The organism is Flagellimonas sp. 2504JD4-2, from assembly GCF_053642935.1.
Window position 1 is genome coordinate 198,954 of the sequence record NZ_JBSIOV010000004.1, and the last position, 24,066, is coordinate 223,019.

Annotated in this window: 25 protein-coding genes; 15 read left to right on the plus strand and 10 right to left on the minus strand. The window is 41.1% G+C overall.

Annotation, left to right across the window (positions count from 1 at the left end):
- Window positions 1–70: 70 nt before the first annotated feature.
- From ACULLH_RS16235 to ACULLH_RS16280, 10 genes are all read right to left on the minus strand, one after another.
- Window positions 71–853, minus strand: a complete 783-nt coding sequence (locus tag ACULLH_RS16235; RefSeq protein ID WP_454089803.1) for an ABC transporter permease — start codon at window positions 851–853, stop codon at window positions 71–73.
- On the minus strand, window positions 846–1,556 hold the full coding sequence (locus tag ACULLH_RS16240; protein ID WP_454089804.1) for an ABC transporter ATP-binding protein: 711 nt from the start codon (window positions 1,554–1,556) through the stop codon (window positions 846–848). The genes ACULLH_RS16235 and ACULLH_RS16240 overlap by 8 nt, the downstream gene beginning before the upstream one ends.
- Window positions 1,553–2,749, minus strand: a complete 1,197-nt coding sequence (locus ACULLH_RS16245; RefSeq protein WP_454089937.1) for a nitrous oxide reductase family maturation protein NosD — start codon at window positions 2,747–2,749, stop codon at window positions 1,553–1,555. The genes ACULLH_RS16240 and ACULLH_RS16245 overlap by 4 nt, the downstream gene beginning before the upstream one ends.
- 54 nt (window positions 2,750–2,803) lie before the next feature.
- Window positions 2,804–4,192 carry a nitrous oxide reductase accessory protein NosL gene (locus tag ACULLH_RS16250; RefSeq protein ID WP_454089805.1) on the minus strand — a complete coding sequence of 463 codons (1,389 nt, stop codon included), beginning with the start codon at window positions 4,190–4,192 and terminating at the stop codon, window positions 2,804–2,806.
- 7 nt (window positions 4,193–4,199) lie between these two features.
- Window positions 4,200–4,493 carry a cupin domain-containing protein gene (locus tag ACULLH_RS16255; RefSeq protein ID WP_454089806.1) on the minus strand — a complete coding sequence of 98 codons (294 nt, stop codon included), beginning with the start codon at window positions 4,491–4,493 and terminating at the stop codon, window positions 4,200–4,202.
- A gap of 12 nt (window positions 4,494–4,505) precedes the next feature.
- Complete coding sequence (locus ACULLH_RS16260; RefSeq protein ID WP_454089807.1) at window positions 4,506–4,949, minus strand: nitrous oxide reductase accessory protein NosL; 444 nt, start codon at window positions 4,947–4,949, stop codon at window positions 4,506–4,508.
- Window positions 4,946–5,545, minus strand: coding sequence for a hypothetical protein (locus ACULLH_RS16265; protein WP_454089808.1), 600 nt, complete (start codon window positions 5,543–5,545; stop codon window positions 4,946–4,948). The genes ACULLH_RS16260 and ACULLH_RS16265 overlap by 4 nt, the downstream gene beginning before the upstream one ends.
- A gap of 85 nt (window positions 5,546–5,630) precedes the next feature.
- On the minus strand, window positions 5,631–7,589 hold the full coding sequence (gene nosZ, locus ACULLH_RS16270; protein ID WP_454089809.1) for a Sec-dependent nitrous-oxide reductase: 1,959 nt from the start codon (window positions 7,587–7,589) through the stop codon (window positions 5,631–5,633).
- Window positions 7,590–7,619: 30 nt separating this feature from the next.
- On the minus strand, window positions 7,620–8,201 hold the full coding sequence (locus ACULLH_RS16275) for a fasciclin domain-containing protein (RefSeq protein ID WP_454089810.1): 582 nt from the start codon (window positions 8,199–8,201) through the stop codon (window positions 7,620–7,622).
- 9 nt (window positions 8,202–8,210) lie between these two features.
- On the minus strand, window positions 8,211–8,717 hold the full coding sequence (locus ACULLH_RS16280; RefSeq protein ID WP_454089811.1) for a c-type cytochrome: 507 nt from the start codon (window positions 8,715–8,717) through the stop codon (window positions 8,211–8,213).
- Between the two features lie 122 nt (window positions 8,718–8,839).
- On the opposite strand from ACULLH_RS16280, the gene ACULLH_RS16285 reads away from it, so the two are divergent.
- The 15 genes from ACULLH_RS16285 (at window position 8,840) to ACULLH_RS16355 (ending at window position 24,038) form a co-directional block, all read left to right on the plus strand.
- Complete coding sequence (locus ACULLH_RS16285; protein WP_454089812.1) at window positions 8,840–9,271, plus strand: RrF2 family transcriptional regulator; 432 nt, start codon at window positions 8,840–8,842, stop codon at window positions 9,269–9,271.
- A gap of 191 nt (window positions 9,272–9,462) precedes the next feature.
- Entirely contained in the window at window positions 9,463–10,293 is an 831-nt protein-coding gene (locus ACULLH_RS16290; protein ID WP_454089813.1) for an AraC family transcriptional regulator, read from the plus strand.
- Window positions 10,294–10,382: 89 nt separating this feature from the next.
- Entirely contained in the window at window positions 10,383–11,708 is a 1,326-nt protein-coding gene (locus tag ACULLH_RS16295) for an L-fuconate dehydratase (RefSeq protein ID WP_454089814.1), read from the plus strand.
- A 44-nt stretch (window positions 11,709–11,752) separates the two neighbouring features.
- The gene (locus tag ACULLH_RS16300) at window positions 11,753–12,529 is read left to right on the plus strand and encodes an SDR family NAD(P)-dependent oxidoreductase (protein ID WP_454089815.1); all 777 of its coding nucleotides are present in this window, start codon (window positions 11,753–11,755) and stop codon (window positions 12,527–12,529) included.
- Window positions 12,530–13,384: a fumarylacetoacetate hydrolase family protein gene (locus ACULLH_RS16305; protein ID WP_454089816.1), complete on the plus strand. Its 855-nt coding sequence runs from the start codon at window positions 12,530–12,532 to the stop codon at window positions 13,382–13,384.
- A 2-nt stretch (window positions 13,385–13,386) separates the two neighbouring features.
- On the plus strand, window positions 13,387–14,214 hold the full coding sequence (locus ACULLH_RS16310; protein WP_454089817.1) for an amidohydrolase family protein: 828 nt from the start codon (window positions 13,387–13,389) through the stop codon (window positions 14,212–14,214).
- 9 nt (window positions 14,215–14,223) lie between these two features.
- Window positions 14,224–15,768: a sulfatase gene (locus ACULLH_RS16315; RefSeq protein WP_454089818.1), complete on the plus strand. Its 1,545-nt coding sequence runs from the start codon at window positions 14,224–14,226 to the stop codon at window positions 15,766–15,768.
- On the plus strand, window positions 15,769–17,871 hold the full coding sequence (locus ACULLH_RS16320; protein WP_454089819.1) for an alpha-L-fucosidase: 2,103 nt from the start codon (window positions 15,769–15,771) through the stop codon (window positions 17,869–17,871).
- Between the two features lie 2 nt (window positions 17,872–17,873).
- Window positions 17,874–18,653 carry an SDR family oxidoreductase gene (locus ACULLH_RS16325; protein WP_454089820.1) on the plus strand — a complete coding sequence of 260 codons (780 nt, stop codon included), beginning with the start codon at window positions 17,874–17,876 and terminating at the stop codon, window positions 18,651–18,653.
- A 48-nt stretch (window positions 18,654–18,701) separates the two neighbouring features.
- A complete protein-coding gene (locus tag ACULLH_RS16330; protein WP_454089821.1) occupies window positions 18,702–19,043 on the plus strand; it encodes an L-rhamnose mutarotase in 342 nt (113 codons plus the stop codon).
- 50 nt (window positions 19,044–19,093) lie between these two features.
- Window positions 19,094–20,095, plus strand: a complete 1,002-nt coding sequence (locus ACULLH_RS16335) for a metallophosphoesterase family protein (RefSeq protein WP_454089822.1) — start codon at window positions 19,094–19,096, stop codon at window positions 20,093–20,095.
- Window positions 20,096–20,129: 34 nt separating this feature from the next.
- A complete protein-coding gene (locus ACULLH_RS16340) occupies window positions 20,130–21,293 on the plus strand; it encodes an alpha-hydroxy acid oxidase (RefSeq protein WP_454089823.1) in 1,164 nt (387 codons plus the stop codon).
- A gap of 38 nt (window positions 21,294–21,331) precedes the next feature.
- Window positions 21,332–22,369, plus strand: a complete 1,038-nt coding sequence (locus ACULLH_RS16345) for an endonuclease/exonuclease/phosphatase family protein (RefSeq protein ID WP_454089824.1) — start codon at window positions 21,332–21,334, stop codon at window positions 22,367–22,369.
- Between the two features lie 79 nt (window positions 22,370–22,448).
- Window positions 22,449–22,850, plus strand: coding sequence for a MarR family winged helix-turn-helix transcriptional regulator (locus tag ACULLH_RS16350; protein WP_454089825.1), 402 nt, complete (start codon window positions 22,449–22,451; stop codon window positions 22,848–22,850).
- 285 nt (window positions 22,851–23,135) lie between these two features.
- Window positions 23,136–24,038 carry an alpha/beta fold hydrolase gene (locus ACULLH_RS16355; RefSeq protein ID WP_454089826.1) on the plus strand — a complete coding sequence of 301 codons (903 nt, stop codon included), beginning with the start codon at window positions 23,136–23,138 and terminating at the stop codon, window positions 24,036–24,038.
- Window positions 24,039–24,066 lie beyond the last annotated feature (28 nt).

Genomic DNA, 24,066 nt, shown 5'->3' on the forward strand with positions numbered 1-24,066 from the left:
CAACTTCTAGACCAATAACTTGGGAACAAAGACAGTCAACCTTCATTTTTAATGTAAACATTAGCTCTTTTTAGAAGTCTTTTGCTTTTGCTTTATGCACTAATCGCCATACTGGAAGGACTGTCCAGAGCAATAACATAATGAAAGAAATAAACAGCCCTTTGTTGGTTCCGAAAAAGTCTTTGAAAACTGCACCGGTATATCCCAATAGGGCGGATATATCTAATTTTAAAAGAATTAGGGTTCTCGATAAATCGATTGGATTCAGCATTGTGGCGACCAATGAAAAGGTATCCAATGGATATTCTTCAAATACTATCAAAGACATCAAAAACAAACCATCGTAAATAACGGCCATGAACAACCAAAGCAATACTGCGTATCCAAAACCCTTTATTTTGTTTTCGTTGGATAAGGCGATGTTGAAAGATAACGCGGTAAATATTAAGGTCAAAAAACCTCCGGTGATCAATAGTAGGCTAAAGTCGAAAATGGCATCGCTTCGAAGCAATCCGTAGATAACAAAGGGAATCCCCAAGCCCAATATTAAACTTAGTGACAGGGAACCTGCTACGCCGAGATATTGCCCCAAAAATATCGAGGTGCGTCTTATGGGCTGTGCCAACAATAACTCTGTAAATTCCCTGGAATTGTAATAGTACATAACACCGAAGATCGTTCCGATCAAGGGCACCAAAACAATGATGATATTCATCAAGGTAATGACCGCTTTAGAAACATCGTTGTTCAGAAAAAGCAATACAAAACCTAAAGCGAGGTAGAATAAAAAATACACATAGCTCCATCTACTTCTTATAAGGTCATAAAAGCTGTATTTTAATATTTTAAGCATGTGCGTTTTCTGTGGCTATGGCCGCTATGGCATGTTCAACATTGGTCTGGTTGGTCATTTTCTTCAGCTTATCTATGCTGCCCTTAAAGTAGATCTTTCCTTCCAAAAGGTATACAACCTCGTCCGCAACCTCTTCAACAAATTGCATAATATGGGAGGTGACCAGAATGGTTTTTCCATTGGATTTTTCTTTCTGAATCAGCTCTTTAAGCTGGATCAAAGCAGCTGGATCTAGCCCGGTTGTAGGTTCATCCAAGATGATTAGGGGACCATCGAACATAAAGGTCATGACTATATTCACTTTTTGTTTGGTACCTCCGGAAAGAGTAGCAAGTTTTCTATCCAAAAACGGTTCTAGGCCAAATAGGGATATCAATTCCTTATCGTTGCTGGGTTGTTGGTGGAGATCCTTTATCATTCGTATGAGTTCCTTAACCTTTAGGTTATTCGGAAAATTGGCTATCTGGGGTAAATATTCTATGTCCCTAAGGTATTTCCATTTGTTTCGAATGTTCTCTCCAGAAATTGTGATCGTTCCTTCATTCGGTATCACCATGCCCAATATTGACTTTATCAAGGTGGTTTTACCAGAACCATTTGGCCCTAGAATTGCTACAATGCCTTTGGGCTCTATGGTCAGGCTCAAATCTCGAAGCACTTCATTTTTACCGAATCGTTTGCAAAGGTTATCTATCTGTATCATTGTGTTTGTTTCATTAATGGGGTTGCATCCAAAAGATTGTCAGGTGTAAACACAGGAGAGACCTTCTCTGAAAAGTCTATAATGTCCATAAAAAGACTTCTGAGCAGTACAATGGTCTCCGGGGTACGATTTACAATGTATGAAAAGAGTTTGACAGGTCTGTAAGGGACATCTCCAGTCCCATCCTTGTCAAGATCATATCCAGTGTATTTGCTCCAGTAATTTCCACTAAAAATATTATCGTTGAGCTTGCTGTTGTACGAGACATCAAAGGAGTTATGAAGAAAATTATTGGTCGAAAAGATGTTTCCATAACATGCTCCCCTCACTTTTAACGCCCAGCCGTTGTTTATAAAATTGTTGTTCAAATATTTAATTCGGTTAGATCCTTCGATACTAATGCCCACGGTATTTTCTTCAAAGGTATTTCCTGTAATTTTGGCATCGTTGATTTCTTTCAAAAGCATTCCAAAGGAAGCTGCTCCCCAATTTTTTCGAAACGTATTGTTTCGCATTTCAATGTGCTTCGAGAACATTACCGCCACTCCGGATCCATTGTTCTCAAAGACATTATTCTCATAAATATCGTTGTTGGAAAACATAAAGTGCAATCCATACCGAACATTATTTGTGCTGCTATTGTTTTTGATGAGAATATCATCTGAGAATTCCAAGTAGATACCGTCCCTTACATGTTGCACAATGTTTTGTTCTACCTCGATGTTATTGCTGTACCAGAGTTGTATCCCATTTCCCGAATTGAATTCCTCCACAGCGTCTCCAATAATCTTGTTATGATATACTCTACCATGGCTTGATTTCTCCAAATAAATTCCAAAGAATAGTTTTTCCAGAACCACATTCTGGATTAGGAAGTTTTTACTCTTTATGACCCGGATTGCGGCATAATCCGCTGTGTAACTGGTACCTACGTTTATAATGAAAAGACCATCAATAGTGACATTGTCTGAAACTACCGTGATAATCTCTCCCTGATCCCTACCATCTATGATGGGATAGTTTTCACCCAAAATGGTCAAGGGTTTATCGACCCTAATATCGAATTCATTGTACGTTCCTTTTTTAATTAACAGCGTGTCAAAATCAGCGGCACGTTCAATTCCTTTTTTGATGGTGTTTGTCTCGCAACTAGTACAAACCACGATGGTTTTGGCATGTCCGTAAAAGACCATCCAAAGAAGAAGAAAAACAACGATAAATCTGTGCTGACGGAACATGATCTTGATTTATAAAATGGTGTATTTAACACACGTACTTAAAATATAGTCAGAATCCATAAAGATTCCGTTGAAATTTTGGTACAGGGGAAAACTGATTTCTGTTCCAAGTACAAGCTTACTTTGTAAAAGGCCAATGTTGACTCCAGTTCCTCCCCAAATACGTTCACCACCGTAGTTGTTAGGGTCTGCTGTTGTAACCATCATAGGATTTAATTCTGTGTCCATACCTTCTATCTCATTCTCAGTGCTGCCGCTCAATCTAGCAGACACACTAATATTGTTCGAAAGGGCGTATCCAGCCCAGGAGTGCAGCTCATATAAATTGCCAAAACGGTAATCCTCACTGTTGGTTCCTGTTCTGAGGGTACTCAATTGTTGTATTCCCCATGAAAGATCACCGTGATTTCCTTTTAATGTACCCCCAAAAGTAATATCGAACGTTCCAGTACCCAATTGCATGGCATAAGGCAGTTTGGCATCGGCCATCATCGGTGTCGCATCCCTATTTTTAATATCCCCTAGGGGAATGTTGATTTTTGAATTAATGTGAAAGGATAATTTTTCGCTTGAAACCAGACCATATAGCACCCCCAGCTTTAAATCGCCAAGACCGCTAGATGATGTAGAAAAATTGTTTAACATGGGCATATTGTTCATTATCATTCTTGCGGTTAGGTCCATGTCATTTTGGACGAAATTTTGCATGAGCATGACCGTTAAGTTATCTGAGATACCGTACATGGCCCCTACCATATACATCTGCATGGTCATTTCTTGGGGAGCAACCATAAATCTTTGGTAGATATCCTCATCCGAAACCCCATTGGAACCTTCTCGATTCCCGGTCATGGCCATGTTCATATACCGAATTGAAACCATAAAACCACCTTTAGGGTGCAAATGATCTCCCATGATTCCACTTGGGGCATATGCACCAGGTCCATGATGGTGGTGAGAATGGTCGGTAGCGCCAAAATTTGATGAAACAAAGCGTTCGTTTAGCGCTTTCCAATCCATGACTTCACCGTCCTTATCTTTTTGCATTGCTTGAGCATCTTTCTCAGTTGAATAAGCGGAAAGATTTGCTCCCATTGGACTTGGAAGAGATTTGCTTTTTAAATAATAAGCCGTTATGGCCGGTATATAATTCTCAGTGTTGTAATCTACAACCAACAGTTGGCCAAAGTCACTTTCTTTTTTGGTTTTAAGGTAATTGATCAAGCACTCTATGGCATCAAAATGATATACTTGAGTATTGTTTTTTACTGCTTTTGCCTTGAAATTATTGCTTTTGACGTCCATTTTACAGTGTGCGCACTGCTTGTGTTTTTGCGCTGAAAGCAGGGTGAAAACAAGACATGCGAGGACCGTGAAAACTATTTTGGGATATTTCATTTTACTGTTATCGTACGATTAAAAATTTGGAATTCTTGTTCGCCAATACCCAATGTTCCTCCTCTGCAGGGAAGTTGAAATTCTCGTAGGTTTTGAGGTTATATTTTGTTTGATTGATATGAAAATCAATATCTCCTTCCAATACAATTAATTGAGCATCCTTTGGGGAGGTATGAACAGGAAAAGTCGTGTCCTTTTCCATGCTGATGGTCAATATCTCCAGAGCATTGGTTTTGACCAAGGCTGTCACTTGTAACCCTTTAGGTTTCTGTTCGATTATTTGATGGTTAATGGTGTACATCTACTGGAAGTTTTATTGGTTCAATTCAATTAATAGTTCGTCCCAGGAATACAGGGTGCCCCCATGCTTATTTTTTCCAAACTCGGCATCAGTTCTTGTTTCAAAAGCGGTTAGAAATTCGCCCATTGGACTTGGAATTCCTTCGCTTATAAGAAAAATGGCACTTGTTGCATCCATTAATTTTCCGGGTTCGGTATAGTAATTACAGAGATGCAAAGCAACACTGTTGGGCCCCACATCTTTTAAATGGTTTACCATGCATTCGATAGCGTCAAACTTAAATGCCTTGCCCTTGGTCGTCACAATCTGGGCCGCATGTAGCTGGTCCACAATGGTCATTCTGCAAAAGTGGCAACCATCGGTTCCATAAACGATTTCCTGTGGTTTAACACTGCAGCCAGTTAAAACAGTGGTTAAAAAAATGGGAAGCAAATAAATTACGCTTGGATTTTTCATGCTATGGACTTTTTGCGTTCCTTTTTTCCAAGGATATAAGCAACAAATGAGAGTCCCATACCCAAGGCAAGACTGAAGGCTCCCAATTGAGGGTATGAATGCGCTCGGAAGTTTAAAATGTCTTTGGACCCAAAGAATGGAGGTTGAAAGCCCATAACCGAACCATCAGGATTCGTAAACTTCATTATGGCCTTAGGGTCGAGGTCATGTCCATAATCGTGCTCCCAAAGGTAGAAATCATACAATCCGGCAGCACTTAGTAAGACCATAAAAATAAACCAATACAGGTACCAGCGATAATTAGCCTTAAAGGCAATCAACAGTCCAAGAATTGTGGTGGATATTATTCCAATGGGAAAAATCTTAAACTCTGGTATTGCTTCCGGGATATATTTCATGCCGACATAATGGTTCATCAAGTTGATGTTTTTGATATCATGTGGATTGGCATCTGAAAAATCATTGATATGGATATACATTCCCAAAGGTGTTGGATATTGCGGGGCTTCAAGTGTTATTTTCCATAAGGGGAAAACAAATAGAAGTAGGGGCAATAGCACACCAATAAACATTACAATTTTTGAGGTCTTTTTCATTTTTTTACGCTCTAGGGTTTAACAAGCGGGAGGGAACGTCCTCCCGCTTATTCAAATAAGAATCCAACAATTTGGAATCATTGCGTCAGTCCTCTCCCAATGACCAGGTCAAATCAATACTTGAGTTGGCTGGGGAGACTCTAACATACCCTTGCATCTCTTGGTGAAGGGCTGAACAGAAATCGGTACAATAGAAGGGCCAAACGCCAACTTGTTTAGGCTCCCAAACAAAGGTTTCGGTTTGTCCTGGCATAATCAACAGTTCGGAGGTATTGGCGCCTATCATGCTGACACCGTGAGGTACATCATAATCTTGCTCAAGGTTGGTCACGTGAAAATATACTTTGTCACCAACTTTTATACCTTCAATATTGTCTGGATTAAAGTGACTTCGAATCATGGTCATATATATGTGAACCTCATTTCCGTCACGTTCTACCCTTACGTTTGCATCAGATGTTGTAGCGTATTTATGCTTGTTTTCCTCGAGACTGTAGATTTTCTTGGATCTAGGTTTTACCAGATCTGCAGGAATACCGGCTGCGTAGTGCGGTTCACCGACTGTTGGGAAATCAAGAAGCAACTCCATTTTCTCTCCCGAGATATCATACAACTGTGCGGATTGTGTTACCTCTGGTCCGGTAGGCAAGTAACGATCTTTGGTAATTTTGTTCATAGCCAGAACATACTTGCCATATGGCTTTCTAGAGTTACCACCTGGAATCATCAAGTGACCTACGGAATAATAGCAAGGTTGTCTGTCAACAACTTCCCAAGTTCCAACTTTCCATTTCACCACTTCGGAAGAAATAAAGAAGGTGGTATAACCGTTTCCTTTGCCATCAAATTCCGTGTGCAGTGGTCCGAGTCCAGCCTGTTTGACTGTTCCGGCCAAAACATCCTCAAAGCTCAGAATTGGAATTCCGTAAGCTTCCCCTTCAAATTTCTCGTTTTCGATGGCATCGATCATCTTGTTGAACGAGTGTACGGTTAAATCGGATGAGAGTTTCCCGTTTCCTACAATGTATTCACCGGTTGGGTTAACATCACAACCATGGGGGGATTTAGGAGTCGGTAGCAGATAAACTAAACCTGGCAATGTCGAGGCATCGAGTATTCGAACTTCCTTTTTCATTGTGGAGGTAGCTGTGTGGGTCTCCTCATCATAGACATTGTGCGCATAATTGGCCGGCATGGTGGTAAACTTACCTTCATTGATATATTCTTCGGCTTTTTTCCAGTTTACCGCAGCGATAAAGTCCTTATCGTTTTGTGAAGCGTTGACTTCCATCAGGGTGTGGGATTCTTCAGAATTATAGGTTGAGAAGAACATCCATCCATGTGAAGCACCTCTACCGGGGTGGGCCAAATCATAATCGAATCCTGGCATCAATATTTGGAAAGACAAATCCATACCACCATCTTCAGGATCAACACTTAGAAAGGAAAGGGATCCTTTGAACTTACCTTTATATTCTTTGATGGAGATATCCTGTTGTGGGATTGGAACGGAGAAACGGGTTCCCGCTACTACATACTCCGTGTTTTCTGTCACAAAGGCGGAGCTGTGGTTACCGGCACTATTTGGAATTTCAATAATTTCAGTGGTTTCAAATACACTAAGGTCCACTTTAGCGATTCTAGGTGTATTATTTCCATTGATGAAAACGTAGCGACCGTCAATTTCCCCGTTGGTTTGTGAAATATCGGGGTGGTGGGCATCATCCCAGGGAACGAAGCCATGGGAAGTATTGAGCATGGGCTTGGTCTCTTCATTATATCCCCATGCTTTTTCGGCATCTTGTGAGAAAACAGGAATCACTTTGAACAAACGACCTGATGGAAGGCCATATACGGACATTTGTCCACTGAATCCTCCAGAGATAAAGGCGTAAAAATCATCGTGCTCTCCAGGTGCCACATATACCTTTTCAGCAGCACTGGAAGCCAATGCCCCACTTGAGCTTTTGCTCTGTTGGTTACAGCTCGTAAATAGCAGTGAAACACTGGTGAGAGCAAAGATTAAATAATGGACTTTTTTCATTGTTATTGTTTTTTTAAGGTTGTTCTTTAATTATTCACTTGGTGGTAGCATTACTTTATCCACCACATGTACAATACCATTGCCACAAGGGACACTGGCAATTATTTTTGCTCCTCCAACAAAGACATCGTCTCCCTTTACCTCAACTTGGACATCCTGATTATTGGCTTGCCCTAGTTTTTTAAATTTTTTGAGGAAATCTTTAGAGTACTTTCCAGGAGTCACATGATATTGGAGAATATTCGCCAACGAAGCTTTGTTCTCAGGCTTAAGCAGATTCTCGACAGTTCCTTCCGGTAGTGCATCAAAAGCAGCATTGGTAGGGGCAAAAACCATTAAAGGACCTGCATTTACCAAGGCGTTTTCCAATTCAGCGGCTTGGACAGCGGCTACTAGTGTTGTGTGATCTTCTGAACCAATAGCGATATCCAAAACGTTGGGCTGGGCCTCATCATCCTTAAGAAAGGCCTGTCCCTGTTTTTTATCGCTTTTTTGTGTTGCCACTTCGGAGGTGGTAGGGGTCTCAGTTTTGGCTTCGTTCTTACAGCCATGCAAAATGCATAGCACCAAGAGCGAACCTAGGAATACTTTAATTTTGGTGATTACTTGCATAGTTAACTATTATAGGGTTCTAAAATATTCGAGTACAGCACGGGCTTGTTCCTCGGTCAGGCTTTGATTGGCCATTGGAGATCCATTAAATTCCATCAGGAGTTCCTTAGCCAATGGATCTTCCTTTACCATGACCTCTGGATTCAAGATCATGTTCATGACCCATTCTGGGGAACGTCGTTCCAAAATGCCGTTAGGTGCTGGGCCGATAAACTTTTTTCCCACTCTATGGCATGCCAAACACATCTGTTCAAATACGGCTTTGCCCTCTTCGGCCATTGTTTGGTCTATTTCATCATTTAATGTCAAGGATTTAATAGGCCCAACTCCTTTAGTGGTGAAGTCCACCCTTTCAGAGGCTTTTACAATGCTGGCTGTTGACTGGGTATCAACTTTTTCGGTAGTGGATTTTTGTCGCTGCACCTGAAAGCCCTCTTCTTTCTTTTCTTCTTTACCTCCGCAACTTAAAAGAAGGACCATAAGTAAAAATGCACCGCTTTTGACTAGAATTTTCATTGTATTACAATTGTTAGATTTTATGGTCAAAAGTATTGTCCTAAAATGTCAGAGAATATGATAATTGTCACATTTCGGATAAAAACATCTTTTTTATCTTTGTTGCTTGTTTTTAGATACTTATGCTTACAACTTCATCAAAATACGCTATCAAGGCTGTTTTGTTTTTGGCTATCAACTCAAGTGAAAACAATAAAATGATGGTCAAGGATATGTTCGACAGAATTAATGTCCCTCAACAGTATTTGGCCAAGATTTTACAGGAACTTTCCAAAAGGGAGGTCATATCTTCATCCCGAGGACCAAAAGGAGGTTTTTATTTGAGTGATATCAATAAAAAGCTTCCCTTAGTTGCCATTGTCGATGTTATTGAGGGAAGGCATCGCTTGCAGTCCTGTATGCTCAGTATAAAGGAGTGTGATAACGAAAATCCCTGTGCTCTTCACGATTTGGTTGGAAATGCCAACAGTTACTTCTTAAAAAAAATGAAGGAGACCTCAATTGAGAAACTTGTTGGGGATATAGCGGAAGGCAAGGCCGTGCTGCCTTTATGATTTCTTACGCATCTTAATCTCAGATTCAGAATTACTATTTTTCAATCCTATTCAATACTTTTTTTGCATTTTATGTGATAAAATTGTAGAAATGGTATGTTGAATGCTATATTTTTTTTAATTTCAGGGCTTACTCACCAAATATGAAGCTCCACTTATTAAATAGGACTAGTCCTAATAATAGTTCGTTTATGGTTAGCCATAATCTGTATCCTCACTTTTTGAAGATTTGGCATTATCACCCAGAATTAGAGCTGATTTTGCTTGAAAAAAGCTCCGGCACCCAATTTATTGGAGATAGTATTGAAAAATTTGATGTGGGAGAAGTGATTCTAATAGGGAAGAACCTTCCACATATGTTACTCAATGATGATGTGTATTTTGATCCATCATCACAAAGAATGGCCGAATCTGTAGTGGTTCATTTTAAAAAGGAATTTTTGGGAATAGGGTTTTTATCTGTTGCCGAAACAAAACCCATAACAGATTTATTGGAAAGGGCCAGTCGCGGCGTAAAATTTTCAAACGTTGATAAAAAGCTGGCGGAGGACATAAGAAGCTTACTGGATTTAGAGCCTTTCGAAAAGTTGATAAAGTTTATTGAAATTTTGAACGCTCTTGCTAAGCAAAGACCCTACAAATTGTTGTCCAGTATGGGCTATATCAATTCTTTCTTGAAAACAGAAAATAAAAGGCTCCATAAAATTTACGAGTACGTGTTCAAGAATTTTAAAAATTCGATTGGGGCAAGTGATGTTGCTTCGGTGATTGGCATGAATTCCTCGGCTTTTAGCAGATTCTTCAAACAAGTTCACCGTAAAACCTTCACTAGATATTTAAATGAAATACGAATAGGTTATGCCTGTAAACTGTTGCTCGAGGATAAGATGAACATTACGGCAATTGCCTACGAATCTGGATTCAATAATATCTCAAACTTCAACCGTCAGTTCAAAATGATTATTGGTAAATCGCCAAGCTCCTATATTCAATATCATACCGATAAGATGGAATATGTCTAATATGGAGCAAAAATAGTATTGCTCTTCGTGGTTTATTAGGTAGCCAATCCTTGCACCACGGATTAGTTTTGTTTTAAACAATAATAGTAATGTCCCACGCAATATTGATAACTGACATTGAGGTCAAGGATATCCGCTTTCCTACAAGTAAGAATATGGATGGCTCCGACGCGATGAATCCGGACCCGGATTATTCTGCGGCCTATGTAATTTTAAAAACGGACCACCCAGATGGGATAGAAGGACACGGATTGACTTTTACTATTGGTAGGGGGAACGAGCTTTGTGTTGCTGCAATAGAATCCCTTTCTCCACTAATATTGGGAAAATCACTGGAAAGCTTCACCCAAAATATGGGCGATTTCTGGAGAATGATAACGGGTGACAGTCAACTTAGATGGTTGGGCCCGGAAAAGGGGGTGATCCATTTGGCAACCGGAGCAATGGTGAATGCTGTATGGGACTTATATGCCAAAGTTGAGAATAAGCCGCTTTGGAAACTACTTGTTGATATGTCAGCAGAAGAATTAATCTCCTGTGTTGATTTTACCTATATAACGGATGCCATTACAGCGGAAGAAGCGCTCGAAATGTTGAAAAAACAGGAGGGCTCCAAACAACAACGTATCAATAAGCTGCTTGAGTCGGGTTATCCTGCCTACACGACTTCAGCGGGATGGTTGGGCTATTCTGATGAAAAAATGCGTCGCCTTTGCAGAGAAGCTAAAGCCGCTGGATTTAAGCATATGAAAATAAAGGTAGGAGTAGATCTCAATGATGATATCCGGAGAGCAGCTTTGATTCGGGAAGAATTGGGGCCAGACTTGACGTTGATGATGGACGCGAACCAAAAATGGGACGTGGACGAGGCAATTACCAACATGGAAGCTCTAAAAAAGTTTCAACCTTGGTGGATTGAGGAACCCACGAGTCCTGATGATATTTTGGGACATGCGCGGATCGCCAAGGCAGTTCATCCTATAAAAGTGGCCACAGGAGAACATTGTCAAAATCGGGTAATATTCAAACAATTAATGCAAGCGGGGGCCATTGGGATATGTCAAATAGATAGTTGTAGGGTAGGGGGAGTCAATGAAATATTGGCTATTCTGCTTATGGCGGCTAAATTCAATATTCCTGTATGTCCCCATGCTGGAGGAGTCGGACTATGTGAATACGTTCAGCATCTATCAATGATAGACTATGTTGCAATTAGCGGATCCATGGAAGACCGGATTATTGAATATGTGGATCACTTGCATGAGCATTTCCTTGATCCAGTTGTCATCAAGGATGGCGCATACATGCCGCCATCCATGCCGGGATACAGTATTGCCATAAAAGACGAATCCTTGGAACAATATAGATTTCCTAACGGAGTGGTGTGGAAGGCAGAAATGGCCAGTGTAAATTAAATTCAGCGAATTCTAAATAATATTACGTTCAAAAAACTGATTGGATGTCATTGTTCAACCTAAAAGGAAAAACCGCAATAATTACAGGAGGGGGAAGTGGAATTGGAGAAGCTATTTCCAAAACCTTTGCCAAACATGGTGCCGAGGTTCATGTGTTGGAGCTAGACTTGGATAAAGCAAAATCCATCGCGGAGGAGATCAAAAGTACTGGTGGTAGTGCTGTGGGACACCAATGTGATGTGTCGATTCAAGAGGATACCAAACGAGTGATTGGAGCAATCTCAGATAAATCCAAGATTGATATTTTGATCAACAACGCTGGTATTGCCCATGTTGGTAATATCGAGGGGACCACAGAGGAGGACATGGACCGTCTATTTAAAGTAAATATCAAGGGAGTTTACAATTGCGTACACTCCAGTATTGGAACCATGAAAGAACGTGGCGGAGTAATCTTGAACATGGCTTCAATTGCTTCTTCAGTCGGCATTTCAGATAGATTTGCCTATTCCATGACCAAGGGAGCCGTTCTCACCATGACCTATTCCATAGCCAAGGATTATTTGGAATACGGGATTCGTTGCAACAGTATTTCGCCGGCCAGGGTACATACTCCCTTTGTAGATAACTTCATAAAGAAAAATTATCCCGGAAAGGAAAATGAAATGTTCGAGAGTCTTTCCAAAACGCAACCTATCGGTCGTATGGGAAAACCCGAGGAAATAGCTCATTTGGCATTGTACCTATGCTCAGATGAGGCATCTTTTATTACTGGAACTGATTTTCCAATTGATGGTGGATATATAAAATTAAACGGATAGATGAAACTAATACGATTCGGAACAAACGAAAACGAAAAACCAGGTCTGGAACTTGAAAGTGGTACTAGAATAGATGTTTCTGGGTTTGGGGAGGATTACGATGAGGCCTTTTTTGCAAGCAACGGAATTGAAAGGTTGCAGGATTGGATTACTGAAAACTTGTCCACATGCCCTCCCATACCTGAAGGAACACGATTGGGACCACCATTATGTCGTCCCTCAAAGATTGTTTGTGTAGGCCTAAATTATGCAAAACATGCTGCGGAGAGCGGAATGGAGATTCCGTCAGAACCGGTGTTGTTTTTTAAGGCTACTTCCGCAATCGTGGGTCCCAATGATGATTTGATCATACCGAAAAACAGTGAAAAAACAGATTGGGAAGTTGAGCTGGCAGTAGTTATTGGCAAAAAAGCTTCCTATGTAGATCAGAATGAGGCGATGGATTACGTCGCTGGGTACGTATTGCACAATGATTACAGCGAAAGGGAATTCCAGTTGGAACGGGAAGGGCAATGGGTAAAAGGGAAGAGTTGTGACACATTTGCCCCACTTGGTCCTTTCCTCGCCACAAAGGATGAAATCAAAGACCCTCATAATCTCAATCTGTGGTTAAAGCTGAATGGCGAAACCATGCAGAACAGCAATACTTCCGATTTTGTGTTCAATATTCCAGAACTCATACATTACATAAGTAAATTCATGACACTGCTACCCGGTGATATTATCTCCACAGGAACACCTTTCGGGGTAGGTTTGGGGTTAAATCCTCCGCGATACCTAAACCCTGGGGATATTGTGGAGTTGGGAATAGATGGATTGGGAAGTTCAAAACAAGAAGCCAAAGCATATAGGTAAAAATGATTATCGATAGTCACCAACATTTTTGGATGTTCGATCCGGTCAGGGATGCCTGGATAGACGAGTCCATGAAGGCTATTCGTAAAGATTTTCTTCCATCAGACCTAAAACCTATTCTGGATGCCAATGGGGTGGATGGATGCGTAGCTGTGCAGGCAGATCAATCGGAAGAAGAAACGCAATTTTTATTGGATTGTGCTGAAAAAAATGAGTTTGTCAAAGGAGTTGTTGGCTGGGTGAACCTTTTGGTAAGCAAAGCAGAGGAACGACTGGAACATTTTGCATCCCATGCATTGTTAAAAGGAATGCGTCATATCGTCCAAGCAGAACCCGACCCCAATTTTATGCTGCGACCGGATTTTCAATCAGGTATTGCCAAGCTGTCAAAATTTGATTTGACCTATGATATTTTGGTGTATCCACATCAGCTATCCGCTGCAGTTGAATTGGCCAGAAAATTTCCAGAACAAAAATTTGTGTTGGACCATATTGCTAAACCAAAAATATCGGATGGTCTGGATTCCCAGTGGGCACTTCATATGAGGTCCTTGGCCCTGTGTTCAAATGTCTCCTGTAAGTTGTCAGGCATGGTAACCGAAACCAAAGATTTTGAATGGCAGGAAATGGAATTCTTTCCTTTTATGGAAGTCATTATAGAGAACTTTGGAGCAGATAGGGTTTTATTCGGTTCCGATTGGCCAGTGTGTTTGCTGGCGGGATCCTATGAAAATGTTATTTCTATTGTATCAAATTTTATCCAGCAATTGTCACCGACGGAGCAGCAAAAAATAATGGGATTAAATGCAATCCATTTCTATAACCTTTAACTATTGACCATGATTCGAAAAAACAACATTTTAATACTTCTGGGGATAGTTTTATTTACGAATTGCCAACCACAGAAAAAGCAAGAAGAAGCACCGTCCCCAAATATCGTATTGTTCTTTGTGGACGATATGGGTTGGCAAGATACTTCTGTGCCATTTTGGAATAAAAAAACACCTTTTAATGAGCGCTACATAACTCCCAATATGGAACGTTTGGCGAAAGAAGGAATGAAATTCACACAGGCGTATTCCACAGCAGTTTGCTCACCGACCCGGGTAAGTTTAATGACTGGAATGAATGCCGCTAGGCACCGTGTTACAAACTGGACATTAAAAAAAGATATGCTCCAACCCATGGAGGTGAACCACAAGACCTTGCAATTTCCTGAGTGGAATGTAAATGGCATGAGTCCAGTTGCAGGTGACAGCAAAGCAGTCCACGCCACGCCTCTACCACAAGTGTTGAAGGACGCGGGATATTTTACCATTCATTCTGGAAAAGCACACTTTGGCGCTATTGGAACCCCTGGAGAAGACCCTTTGAAGCTTGGATTTGATGTTAATATAGCGGGACATGCCGCTGGTGCACCCGAAAGCTATTATGGTTTGGAAAACTTTGGAAATGGAAAAGAGGGTAAGGAGATCTGGGCAGTACCGGGTCTTGAGCAGTACCATGGAGAAGATATTTATTTAACGGAAGCCATTACACGCGAAGCGTTGAGGTCATTGGACACAGCTGCAGAACAGAAGCAACCGTTTTTCCTGTATATGGCTCACTATGCCGTGCACACGCCCATAATGGGAGATGACAGATTCCTTCAAAAGTATTTTGAAAAAGGGATGGACTCTACGGAGGCCAAATATGCTTCCATGGTTGAGGGTATGGATAAAAGTCTGGGGGATATCATGGATTACTTGGAAAAAAAGAATTTGGACGAAAATACCATCATTCTGTTTATGTCGGACAATGGTGGTTTGAGTGCTGTGGCAAGAGGAGGCGAAAAACACACCCATAACAAACCTTTGGCCAGTGGAAAGGGCTCAGCTTATGAAGGTGGTATCCGTGAGCCCATGTTGGTGAAGTGGCCCGGAAAAGTCGCTGCCCATTCCGTTTCTGATAGCTATCTGATTATTGAAGATTTCTATCCTACAATCATTGAAATGGCTGGAATTAAAGACCCTGAACTAGTTCAGACCGTGGATGGACAAAGTTTTATGACTTTGCTGACTGCCGAAGAATCCGATACGTCCCAACGTCCGCTCTTTTGGCATTATCCGAATGAATGGGGACCCGATGGACCTGGCATAGGTGCATCCAGTACAGTTCGACAGGGAGATTGGAAACTCATTTATTTTCATGAGGATCAGCATCTGGAATTGTTCAACCTTACAGAGGATATTGGAGAAACCAATAATCTTGCTTCAACACATGCTGAAAAAACCCAGGAATTGGCGAAAATACTGTCAGACCATCTGCGGAAGGTGGACGCGCAAATGCCTTCTTTTAAAAACAGTGGGGAAACTGTTCCTTTCCCGGATAAAATAACCTTATAAATGAAAAAAGCCCGAATTGCACTTGCATCTTTGATTACGATTGTTGGAATCCATTCTTGCACCAAAGTAGCACCGCCTGTTCCTGTTGGTCCAACTCCTTCTGAACGACAATTGGCTTGGCAAGATTTACAATATTATGCCTTCATTCATTTCAATATGAACACTTTTACCAATATGGAATGGGGGCTTGGTGGTGAATCTCCACAACAATTTAATCCAACCGAACTGGATACCCGTCAGTGGGCCCAGGTCGCCAAAGATGCTGGAATGAAGGGAATAGTGATTACAGCCAAACACCATGATGGATTTTGCTTATGGCCTACTAAAACCACAGAGCATTCTGTTAAAAATTCTCCCTGGAGAGATGGTAAGGGAGATTTGATAAGGGAACTTTCCGAAGCTTGTGAGGAATATGGGTTGAAATTCGGGGTTTATCTTTCACCTTGGGATAGAAATCACGAGGATTATGGTAGACCTGGCTATATTGAGGATTTTCATGAGCAACTTCGTGAATTATTGACCAATTACGGCGATATTTTCGAGGTTTGGTTTGATGGCGCCAATGGAGGTTCTGGGTATTACGGTGGGGCCAATGAAACCCGAAAAATAGATAACAAGACCTATTATGAATGGGACAAAGTGATTGCCATTGTTCGTGAACTACAACCGGAGGCTGTGATTTTCGGTGATGGCGGACCTGATATCCGATGGGTTGGAAATGAAGAGGGTTGGGCCAATGAGACCCATTGGAGTCTTATCAGAAAAGATGAGGTTTACCCGGGTTGGCCAAGATATGTGGAACTAAGAACAGGACATGAAGACGGAACGCATTGGGTTCCTTCAGAAGTGGATGTTTCCATTAGACCGGGGTGGTATTATCATCCTTCAGAAGATCATCAGGTAAAATCTTTGGCACATTTGGTCAAGATCTATTACGAATCGGTGGGAAGGAATAGCAACCTACTATTGAACCTTCCTGTAGATAATCGGGGATTGGTACATGAAACTGATGTGAAACAGCTTATCCAGCTAAGGGAGCAGTTGGACAAAGATTTTGCTGTTGATTTGGCTAAAAATCAAAAGGCAACCGCTTCAGAAGTTAGAGGAAACAGTGCTGATTTTGAGGCAGCCAATGTCACCGATGGAGATCCAAATACCTATTGGGCCATCAATGATGATAGTAGGGCCGCTTCAATTACGGTTGTGTTTGATAAACCTACAGAAGTTAACCGCATTTTAATCCAAGAATACATTCCATTAGGTCAAAGGGTGCAAAAGTTCACCGTTGAAGCTGAAGTGAATGGCAACTGGGTGGAGCTTGCGAGTCAAACGACCATTGGTTATAAGCGGATCTTGCGGTTTGATACAGTAAAAACTTCAAAAATGAGGGTAAACATTACCGCAGCAAAAGGACCTCCGATCATATCCAATATTTCATGTTTCAAAGCACCAAATTTGCTAACGGAACCCATCGTCAAACGAGATAAAGAAGGAATGGTTTCTTTGGAGGTAACGGATAAAAACATCGAAGTGTTCTATACCCTGGATGGTACTGAGCCAATGATGTCCTCCCAGAAATACAACAAACCGTTTTTGGTAAATCAACCAACGACCATTAAGGCCGTTGCGATGGATCCTGCAGATAAAAGAACTACCAGTATCACCACAAAATATTTCGATGTTTCAAAAAAAGATTGGAAGGTGGAAAGTGTTTCTTCCGGAAAGATTGATGAGGCCATAAAACTTATTGACGATGATCCGCGCACATTTTGGGCCACTGATAAAGATGGTTCGTTACCACAAGAGGTTGTAATCGACCTAGGAAAGCAATACACCTTAAGTGGCTTTAGCTATTGGCCCATCCAAGAACGTTGGTCTTTTGGGATAATAATGGAGTATGAGTTTTTAACTAGCAATAACAATACGAATTGGAACAGGGTTTCGAAAGGAGAATTTAGCAATGTGGTGAATAATCCCATTGAACAAACCATAAGATTTGCGCCTTCCACGGGTAGATTTATTAAATTAAGGGCTATAAAACTTGCCGGGGACGACCCAAGGGCATCATTTGGTGATATTGGAATTATTACGCTGAACAACTAAAAATGGATTTACAATTAAAGGATAAGGTCATCATTGTAACTGGAGGGTCCAAGGGCATTGGCAATGGAATAGTCAATGTGCTCGCGAACGAAGGTGCCATTCCCGTAATTGTGGGCCGCACAAAGAATAATGTGTTGGATGCGGTCAAGCAAATTGAAGATAAAAATCTGAAAGCATATTATGCGTTTGCTGAGCTGACGGACCCAGAGCAATGCAAAGAAGCTGTGGCTCGAGTGGTGGAAAAGTTTGGAAGGATTGATGGGCTGGTGAACAATGCCGGGATTAATGATGGTATCGGATTGGAAGATGGAAATTATGAGGATTTTATAGCATCTGTCAATAAAAACTTGACCCATTATTATTTGATGGCGCATTACGCATTGCCAGAGCTTAAAAAAAGTAAGGGCCCCATTGTGAATATTGGCTCAAAGACATCAATTACAGGCCAGGGGGGAACTTCTGGCTATGCCGCTGCAAATGGAGGTCGAAATGCACTTACCCGGGAGTGGGCCGTGGAATTGCTGCCCTATTCCATTCGGGTAAATGCCGTGATTGTGGCCGAATGTTATACCCCTCTGTACGATAGATGGATAAAAACTTTCCCAAATCCAGAGGAGAAACTGAAAAAGATTACGGACAAGATTCCTTTAGAAAAAAGAATGACCACTGCTCAGGAGATTGCCGATATGGTAGTATTCCTTTTATCACCCAAATCAAGCCATACTACTGGACAATTGATTTTTGTTGATGGGGGATATACACACTTGGATCGGGCACTATAACATTAAAAGAACACAAGGTTACGCTCTAGGTGGCCAAATAGGTAAAGAATGAAACGCTACGCACTAGCTTTGGATTTAAGGGACGACCCAAATTTAATTGCCGAATATGAAGCATATCATCAAGCAATTTGGCCCGAAATAGAACAGAGTATACTGGACTCCGGAATAAAACGGATGGAAATCTATAGACTGGGAACCAGATTGTTCATGTATGTAGAGGCTGATGAGCATTTTACCTTTGAAGCTAAGGCGAAGGAAGATTTGAACAATCCGAAAGTTCAGGAGTGGGAAGAACTTATGTGGAAATATCAGCAGGCTTTGCCCATCGCCAAGCCCGGTGAAAAGTGGATATTGATGCAAGAGATTTTTCGATTGCAATCAAATGACTAAGTAATACAAATACATTGTTGAGGTAGCCATTACCCAGTTAAACTTTGATTATGGAACGGAGAAAATTTATAAATCAGTTAAGCGCCGGTTCGGCAGCTAGTGTTTTAACTCCTATGCTTTTGTCATTTAAGCCATCCCTGGAAATTAATGCTAGGTCGCTTCGTTTCGGGATTGTTGCCGACGTGCACAAGGATCTGATGCCTGATGCCGACGAGCGTTTGGAAAAATTTATTACCGAAGCTATAAATCGAGAGGTAGATTTCATTATCCAAATGGGTGATTTTTGCATGGGCGAATCCAAGAACCTGGCATTTCTAAAAATTTGGGAGACTTTTAAAGGTCCAAAATACCATGTGTTGGGAAACCATGATATGGACAGGAATTCAAAACAGGAAATGTTGGATTTCTGGGGTATGCCCAAGACTTATTATTCCTTCGATTTCAGCAACTACCATTTTGTGGTTTTGGATGCAAATTTTCTATATCAGGACGGGAAATATATAGATTATGATAAGTCGAACTTTTATGTGAACAGCAACTATAGAACCTTTATTGATCCAGATCAGATAGCATGGTTTCAAGCTGACCTTGAGGCTACCCAACTCCCGACCATAGTGTTTTCCCATCAAAGTCTATGGCATTACCAATGGGGGGTAAAAAATCGGCTAACGTTGCAAAAAATCATGGAGGCCCATAAAGAAAAGGTAATCTGTTGCATGAACGGGCATAATCATTTGGACTTTCACCATCATCAAAATGGAATAGACTATATCGAAATCAATAGTATGTCCTATTATTGGATGCCCGATAAGTACAAAAATACCGAGCGTTACCCCAAAGCTATGTATGAACAGTACAAATGGCTTCCCAATATGGCCACCTATAAAGATCCCCTTTACGCTTTTGCAGAATTACGACCGGAAGGAACCATTGCCATAGAGGGGGTGAAGAGCAAATGGATGTCCCCTTCACCTTCTGAAGCGGGAGTCCCAAAAGGGGTATACGGAAGTCAAATTTCTGCGGAAATCTCAGACTATGAACTGCGATTTTAGCACTGGATATTCAAACCAGTTAGAAAGTTAAACAATGAGAGCCCATAAAATGAAGAACTTGGAGTACAATACAAAATACCCTTCCATAGAAGACCTTAGAGATAGGGCCCAAAAACGAATTCCAAGGTTTGCCTTTGAATATTTGGATGGCGGTTGCAACGAGGAAGTAAACCTAAAGAAAAATACTGCCGAGATACGCGATGTGGAACTCAAACCCAAATACCTCAATGCCAATCCGAATTCATCCTTAAAAACGGAACTTTTTGGTCATGAATACGATGCTCCCTTCGGGATAGCCCCGGTAGGATTACAGGGGCTGATGTGGCCAAATGCTTCGGAAATATTGGCCAAGGCGGCTTTTGAGCACAACATCCCCTTCATTTTAAGCACTGTTACTACCTGTAGCATTGAAAAAGCCTCGGAACTTACTGAAGGAAGAGCATGGTTTCAATTGTACCATCCTTCAGAAAATAGTGTTCGCGACGATATTTTAGCAAGGGCCAAAGCTGCTGAATGCCCAGTGTTGGTCCTGTTATGTGATGTGCCCACTTTCGGCTTCCGTCCGAAAGAAATCAAGAATGGACTCTCCATGCCGCCAAAAATGACAATAAACAATATGCTTCAGATTTTGGGTAAACCAAAATGGGCCTTGGAAACCTTGAAACACGGACAGCCAAACTTTGAAACCTTAAAACCCTATATGCCAAACAACCTTAACCTTAAGCATTTGGGACTTTTTATGGACAAACTTTTTTCAAAACGGATGCCCGAGGAAAAAATAGCCCCGATTCGAGATCTTTGGAAAGGAAAGATAGTCCTAAAGGGCGTGGCGACTGAGGAAGATGCGGAAAGGGCCATTAAATTAGGTCTAGATGGGATAATTGTCTCCAACCATGGCGGCCGACAATTGGATGCTGGAGAATCAACCATAAAACCACTAACGCGAATTGCGGAAAAATATGGAGATCAAATTAAGGTTATGATGGACAGTGGCATACGCTCCGGACCAGATATTGCGCGCACTCTGGCCAGCGGAGCAGAATTCACCTTTATGGGCCGTTCGTTCATGTACGGGACAGCAGCATTGGGTAATAAAGGGGGAAATCATACCATTTCCTTGCTAAAAACACAGCTACTTCAGGTAATGCATCAGATTGGTTGTGAACGCACTGTGGATTTTCCGAATCATTTGGTTTGAAAGTGTATCGGTATAAAATCTAAACAATTATTGTGACGATGAACACGCTAGTGCGATTTTCCTTCTTATGTCTGTTGATTTTGGGTATCGCTTGTAAAAATGGGCCAAATGCACAAAAAACCGAGACGTCAAAAGAAGACAATTCTTTAGCGTTGAAAGTAATGACATGGAATATTTGGGGGCGTCTTAACCTGGAACCCCGATATACCATAAATGGTAAAACCGCCAGACAACGTGTCATTGAAATTATCCGAGAAAGCGAGGCCGATGTAATTACGATGACAGAAACCTACGGTTCTGCAAAAGCAATAGCCGATGCCTTGGGATTTCATTACTATACCCCCAAGCCAGACGCCAATCTGACCATTTTCAGCCGTTATCCATTGGAGAACTTCGGAAATATTGAAGGCTTATCACCATTTTCCTTTATTGTTGCAACGGCGGTCCTGCCAAATAACAAAAAGCTTAGAATCTATAACATTTGGCTTACAAGCGGGGGAAGACATATTGTAGAGATTAAAGATGCTTCTATCTCGGATGAAGTGTTTAATGAGGGAGATGAGAATCGCTACGAGCATATTCAGGAGCTGTTGCAGCACAAGGAATTTAAAAAAGATGTAGCCAACAGTGACAAAATTCCAATAATTGTAGCTGGCGATTTTAACTGTGTATCACATTTGGACTATACAGAAGCTACCAAGACTGCTGGATTGAATTTTGGAAGAATCCTTCCCAATAAAACATCGATGGCCATGGCAGATGCTGGATTTGTTGATGCCTATAGAGCTACCAATCCCAACATCACCAAAGAGACCTTGGGTTACACATGGACAACGGTTGGTTTGGAGTATATCTACGAGCCCGAAACTGGCTTTGTGCCCATTGCGACCAAAAATCATCCTGAACCGGAATATAGGGATCCATTTGCGCGTATAGATTATATATATTTCAAAGGAAAGGGGATTGAACCACTGAGCTCGAAAACAATTGTCCATCACAAATCCAATCTAAGCAGAAGCTTTCCAGAATTTCCGTCCGATCATGGTGCCGTTTTAAGTGTGTTCATAGTAAAATAAACTGTATTGCAAATTATCGATAGTGATAAATATCTGTTAAATAAGTTGTATATACAACATTGTAAATTATCTTTGCCCTATGAAATATCAATTAAGGCATTGTGTTGGATCCAGGTTGAGGCGTTTATCTCGAATTGCTGATGGGCATATCAGACAGTTTTTGGGTGAGCATAAAATTACCGAGAATCAGATGACCATTTTGTTCACCTTACACGAATTGGGCAGGGTGGAACAAGGTAAAGTGGGGGAGGTACTCTGTTTGGAACGATCAACCGTCAGTAGAAACATAAAACTTTTGGAGAAAAGAAATTTGATTGAACGATCTGCCCAATACCGACCAGATGTTGAACTGACCCAAGAGGGTATGAACTTGGTAAAAGTGCTTATCCCTCAATGGGAGAAAGCTATGGATGTTCTGGTTGAACAACTTGAGGAAGAAGGTTTGAATAGTCTTCAAAACTTGGAAAACAGAATGCGATAAAATTTTAACCATTAAGTTGTATATACAACATTGAACAAATCAAAATGAAACGAATGATCCCATGGAAACAGGCCCTTGTAACCGCGTTGGCAGTTTACCCCTTACTACTATTGTTTGAATGGGTGGTGAAACAAATCCTTCCGGTACAGCAAATGGATCGTAGGTTGATCCTCCTTATTGTGGTAGCAATGATTGCCTCAACGATGGTATTCTTGGTGATGCCCCTCCTCGTGAAACTGCTTGGCCCGTGGCTATTTAAAAACAATAACAATTAAAATCACACTAATGAAAACAAAAGATCGACAATCGAAATTATTGAGTACCAAAAACGTTCGGATTAAAAAGTTTGGATTGAACATTCGCTATGCAGAACTTGGAAACAGCGAGAACCCCACCATATTGCTGTTACATGGAGTCCCTGAAAACCTTCATACATGGTATGATGTTGCACCGGGACTGTCGAAGGATTATCATGTTTTGGCGTTGGATTGGCCAGGGTTTGGCGGAAGTGAAGCTTTTGAGAATCTAAACGATCATAATCCAAGAAGTTTTGCAGCAGTAGCCATGGATTTTTTGGATACGTTACAAATTGATCATTCACACGTCATGGCAACAGATATCGGATTATCACCAGCATTGATCATGGGAGTTGAAAACACGGATGCTATTGGCAGAATTATTGTCATGGATGGTATTCCGTTCCCTACCACCGCATATTCTTCCTGGGAAGTAAAAAGCTTTGGACGCAAAAATTCGATTCGCGCCAAGGCACTTATCAAATGGTTTCCAAAGGTATCCGCTCAAATTGCTTATAAAAAGGGATTTTATAAGAGTAGCGATATTCCCAAGGAGGTCCAAGAAGAGTTTCTGGTAGATGGCTATAACAAGACCACTCAAAATGCTTTTTTGGTATACTTTCAGAATAATGCTCCCGGTCAGGCTTATTTGGAGAGCCGAATTCATGAAGTGCAACAGCCAGTGTTGGTCGTTTGGGGAAGACATGACCGTTTTATCAATGTCGAACTAGGAGAGCTATTGGCTGGGAGTCTACCCAATGCACAATTAAAAATTATCGAGGACTCTGGACATTTTGTACAAATGGATAAACCGGCTAAGCTGCTATATCATTCGATAAATTTTTTAAAAAAGTCTAATCTTGAAGAAGCTTCTTTAGCCTTACCTAATTAGGCATTTCGTTACAATATAAGTTGTATAT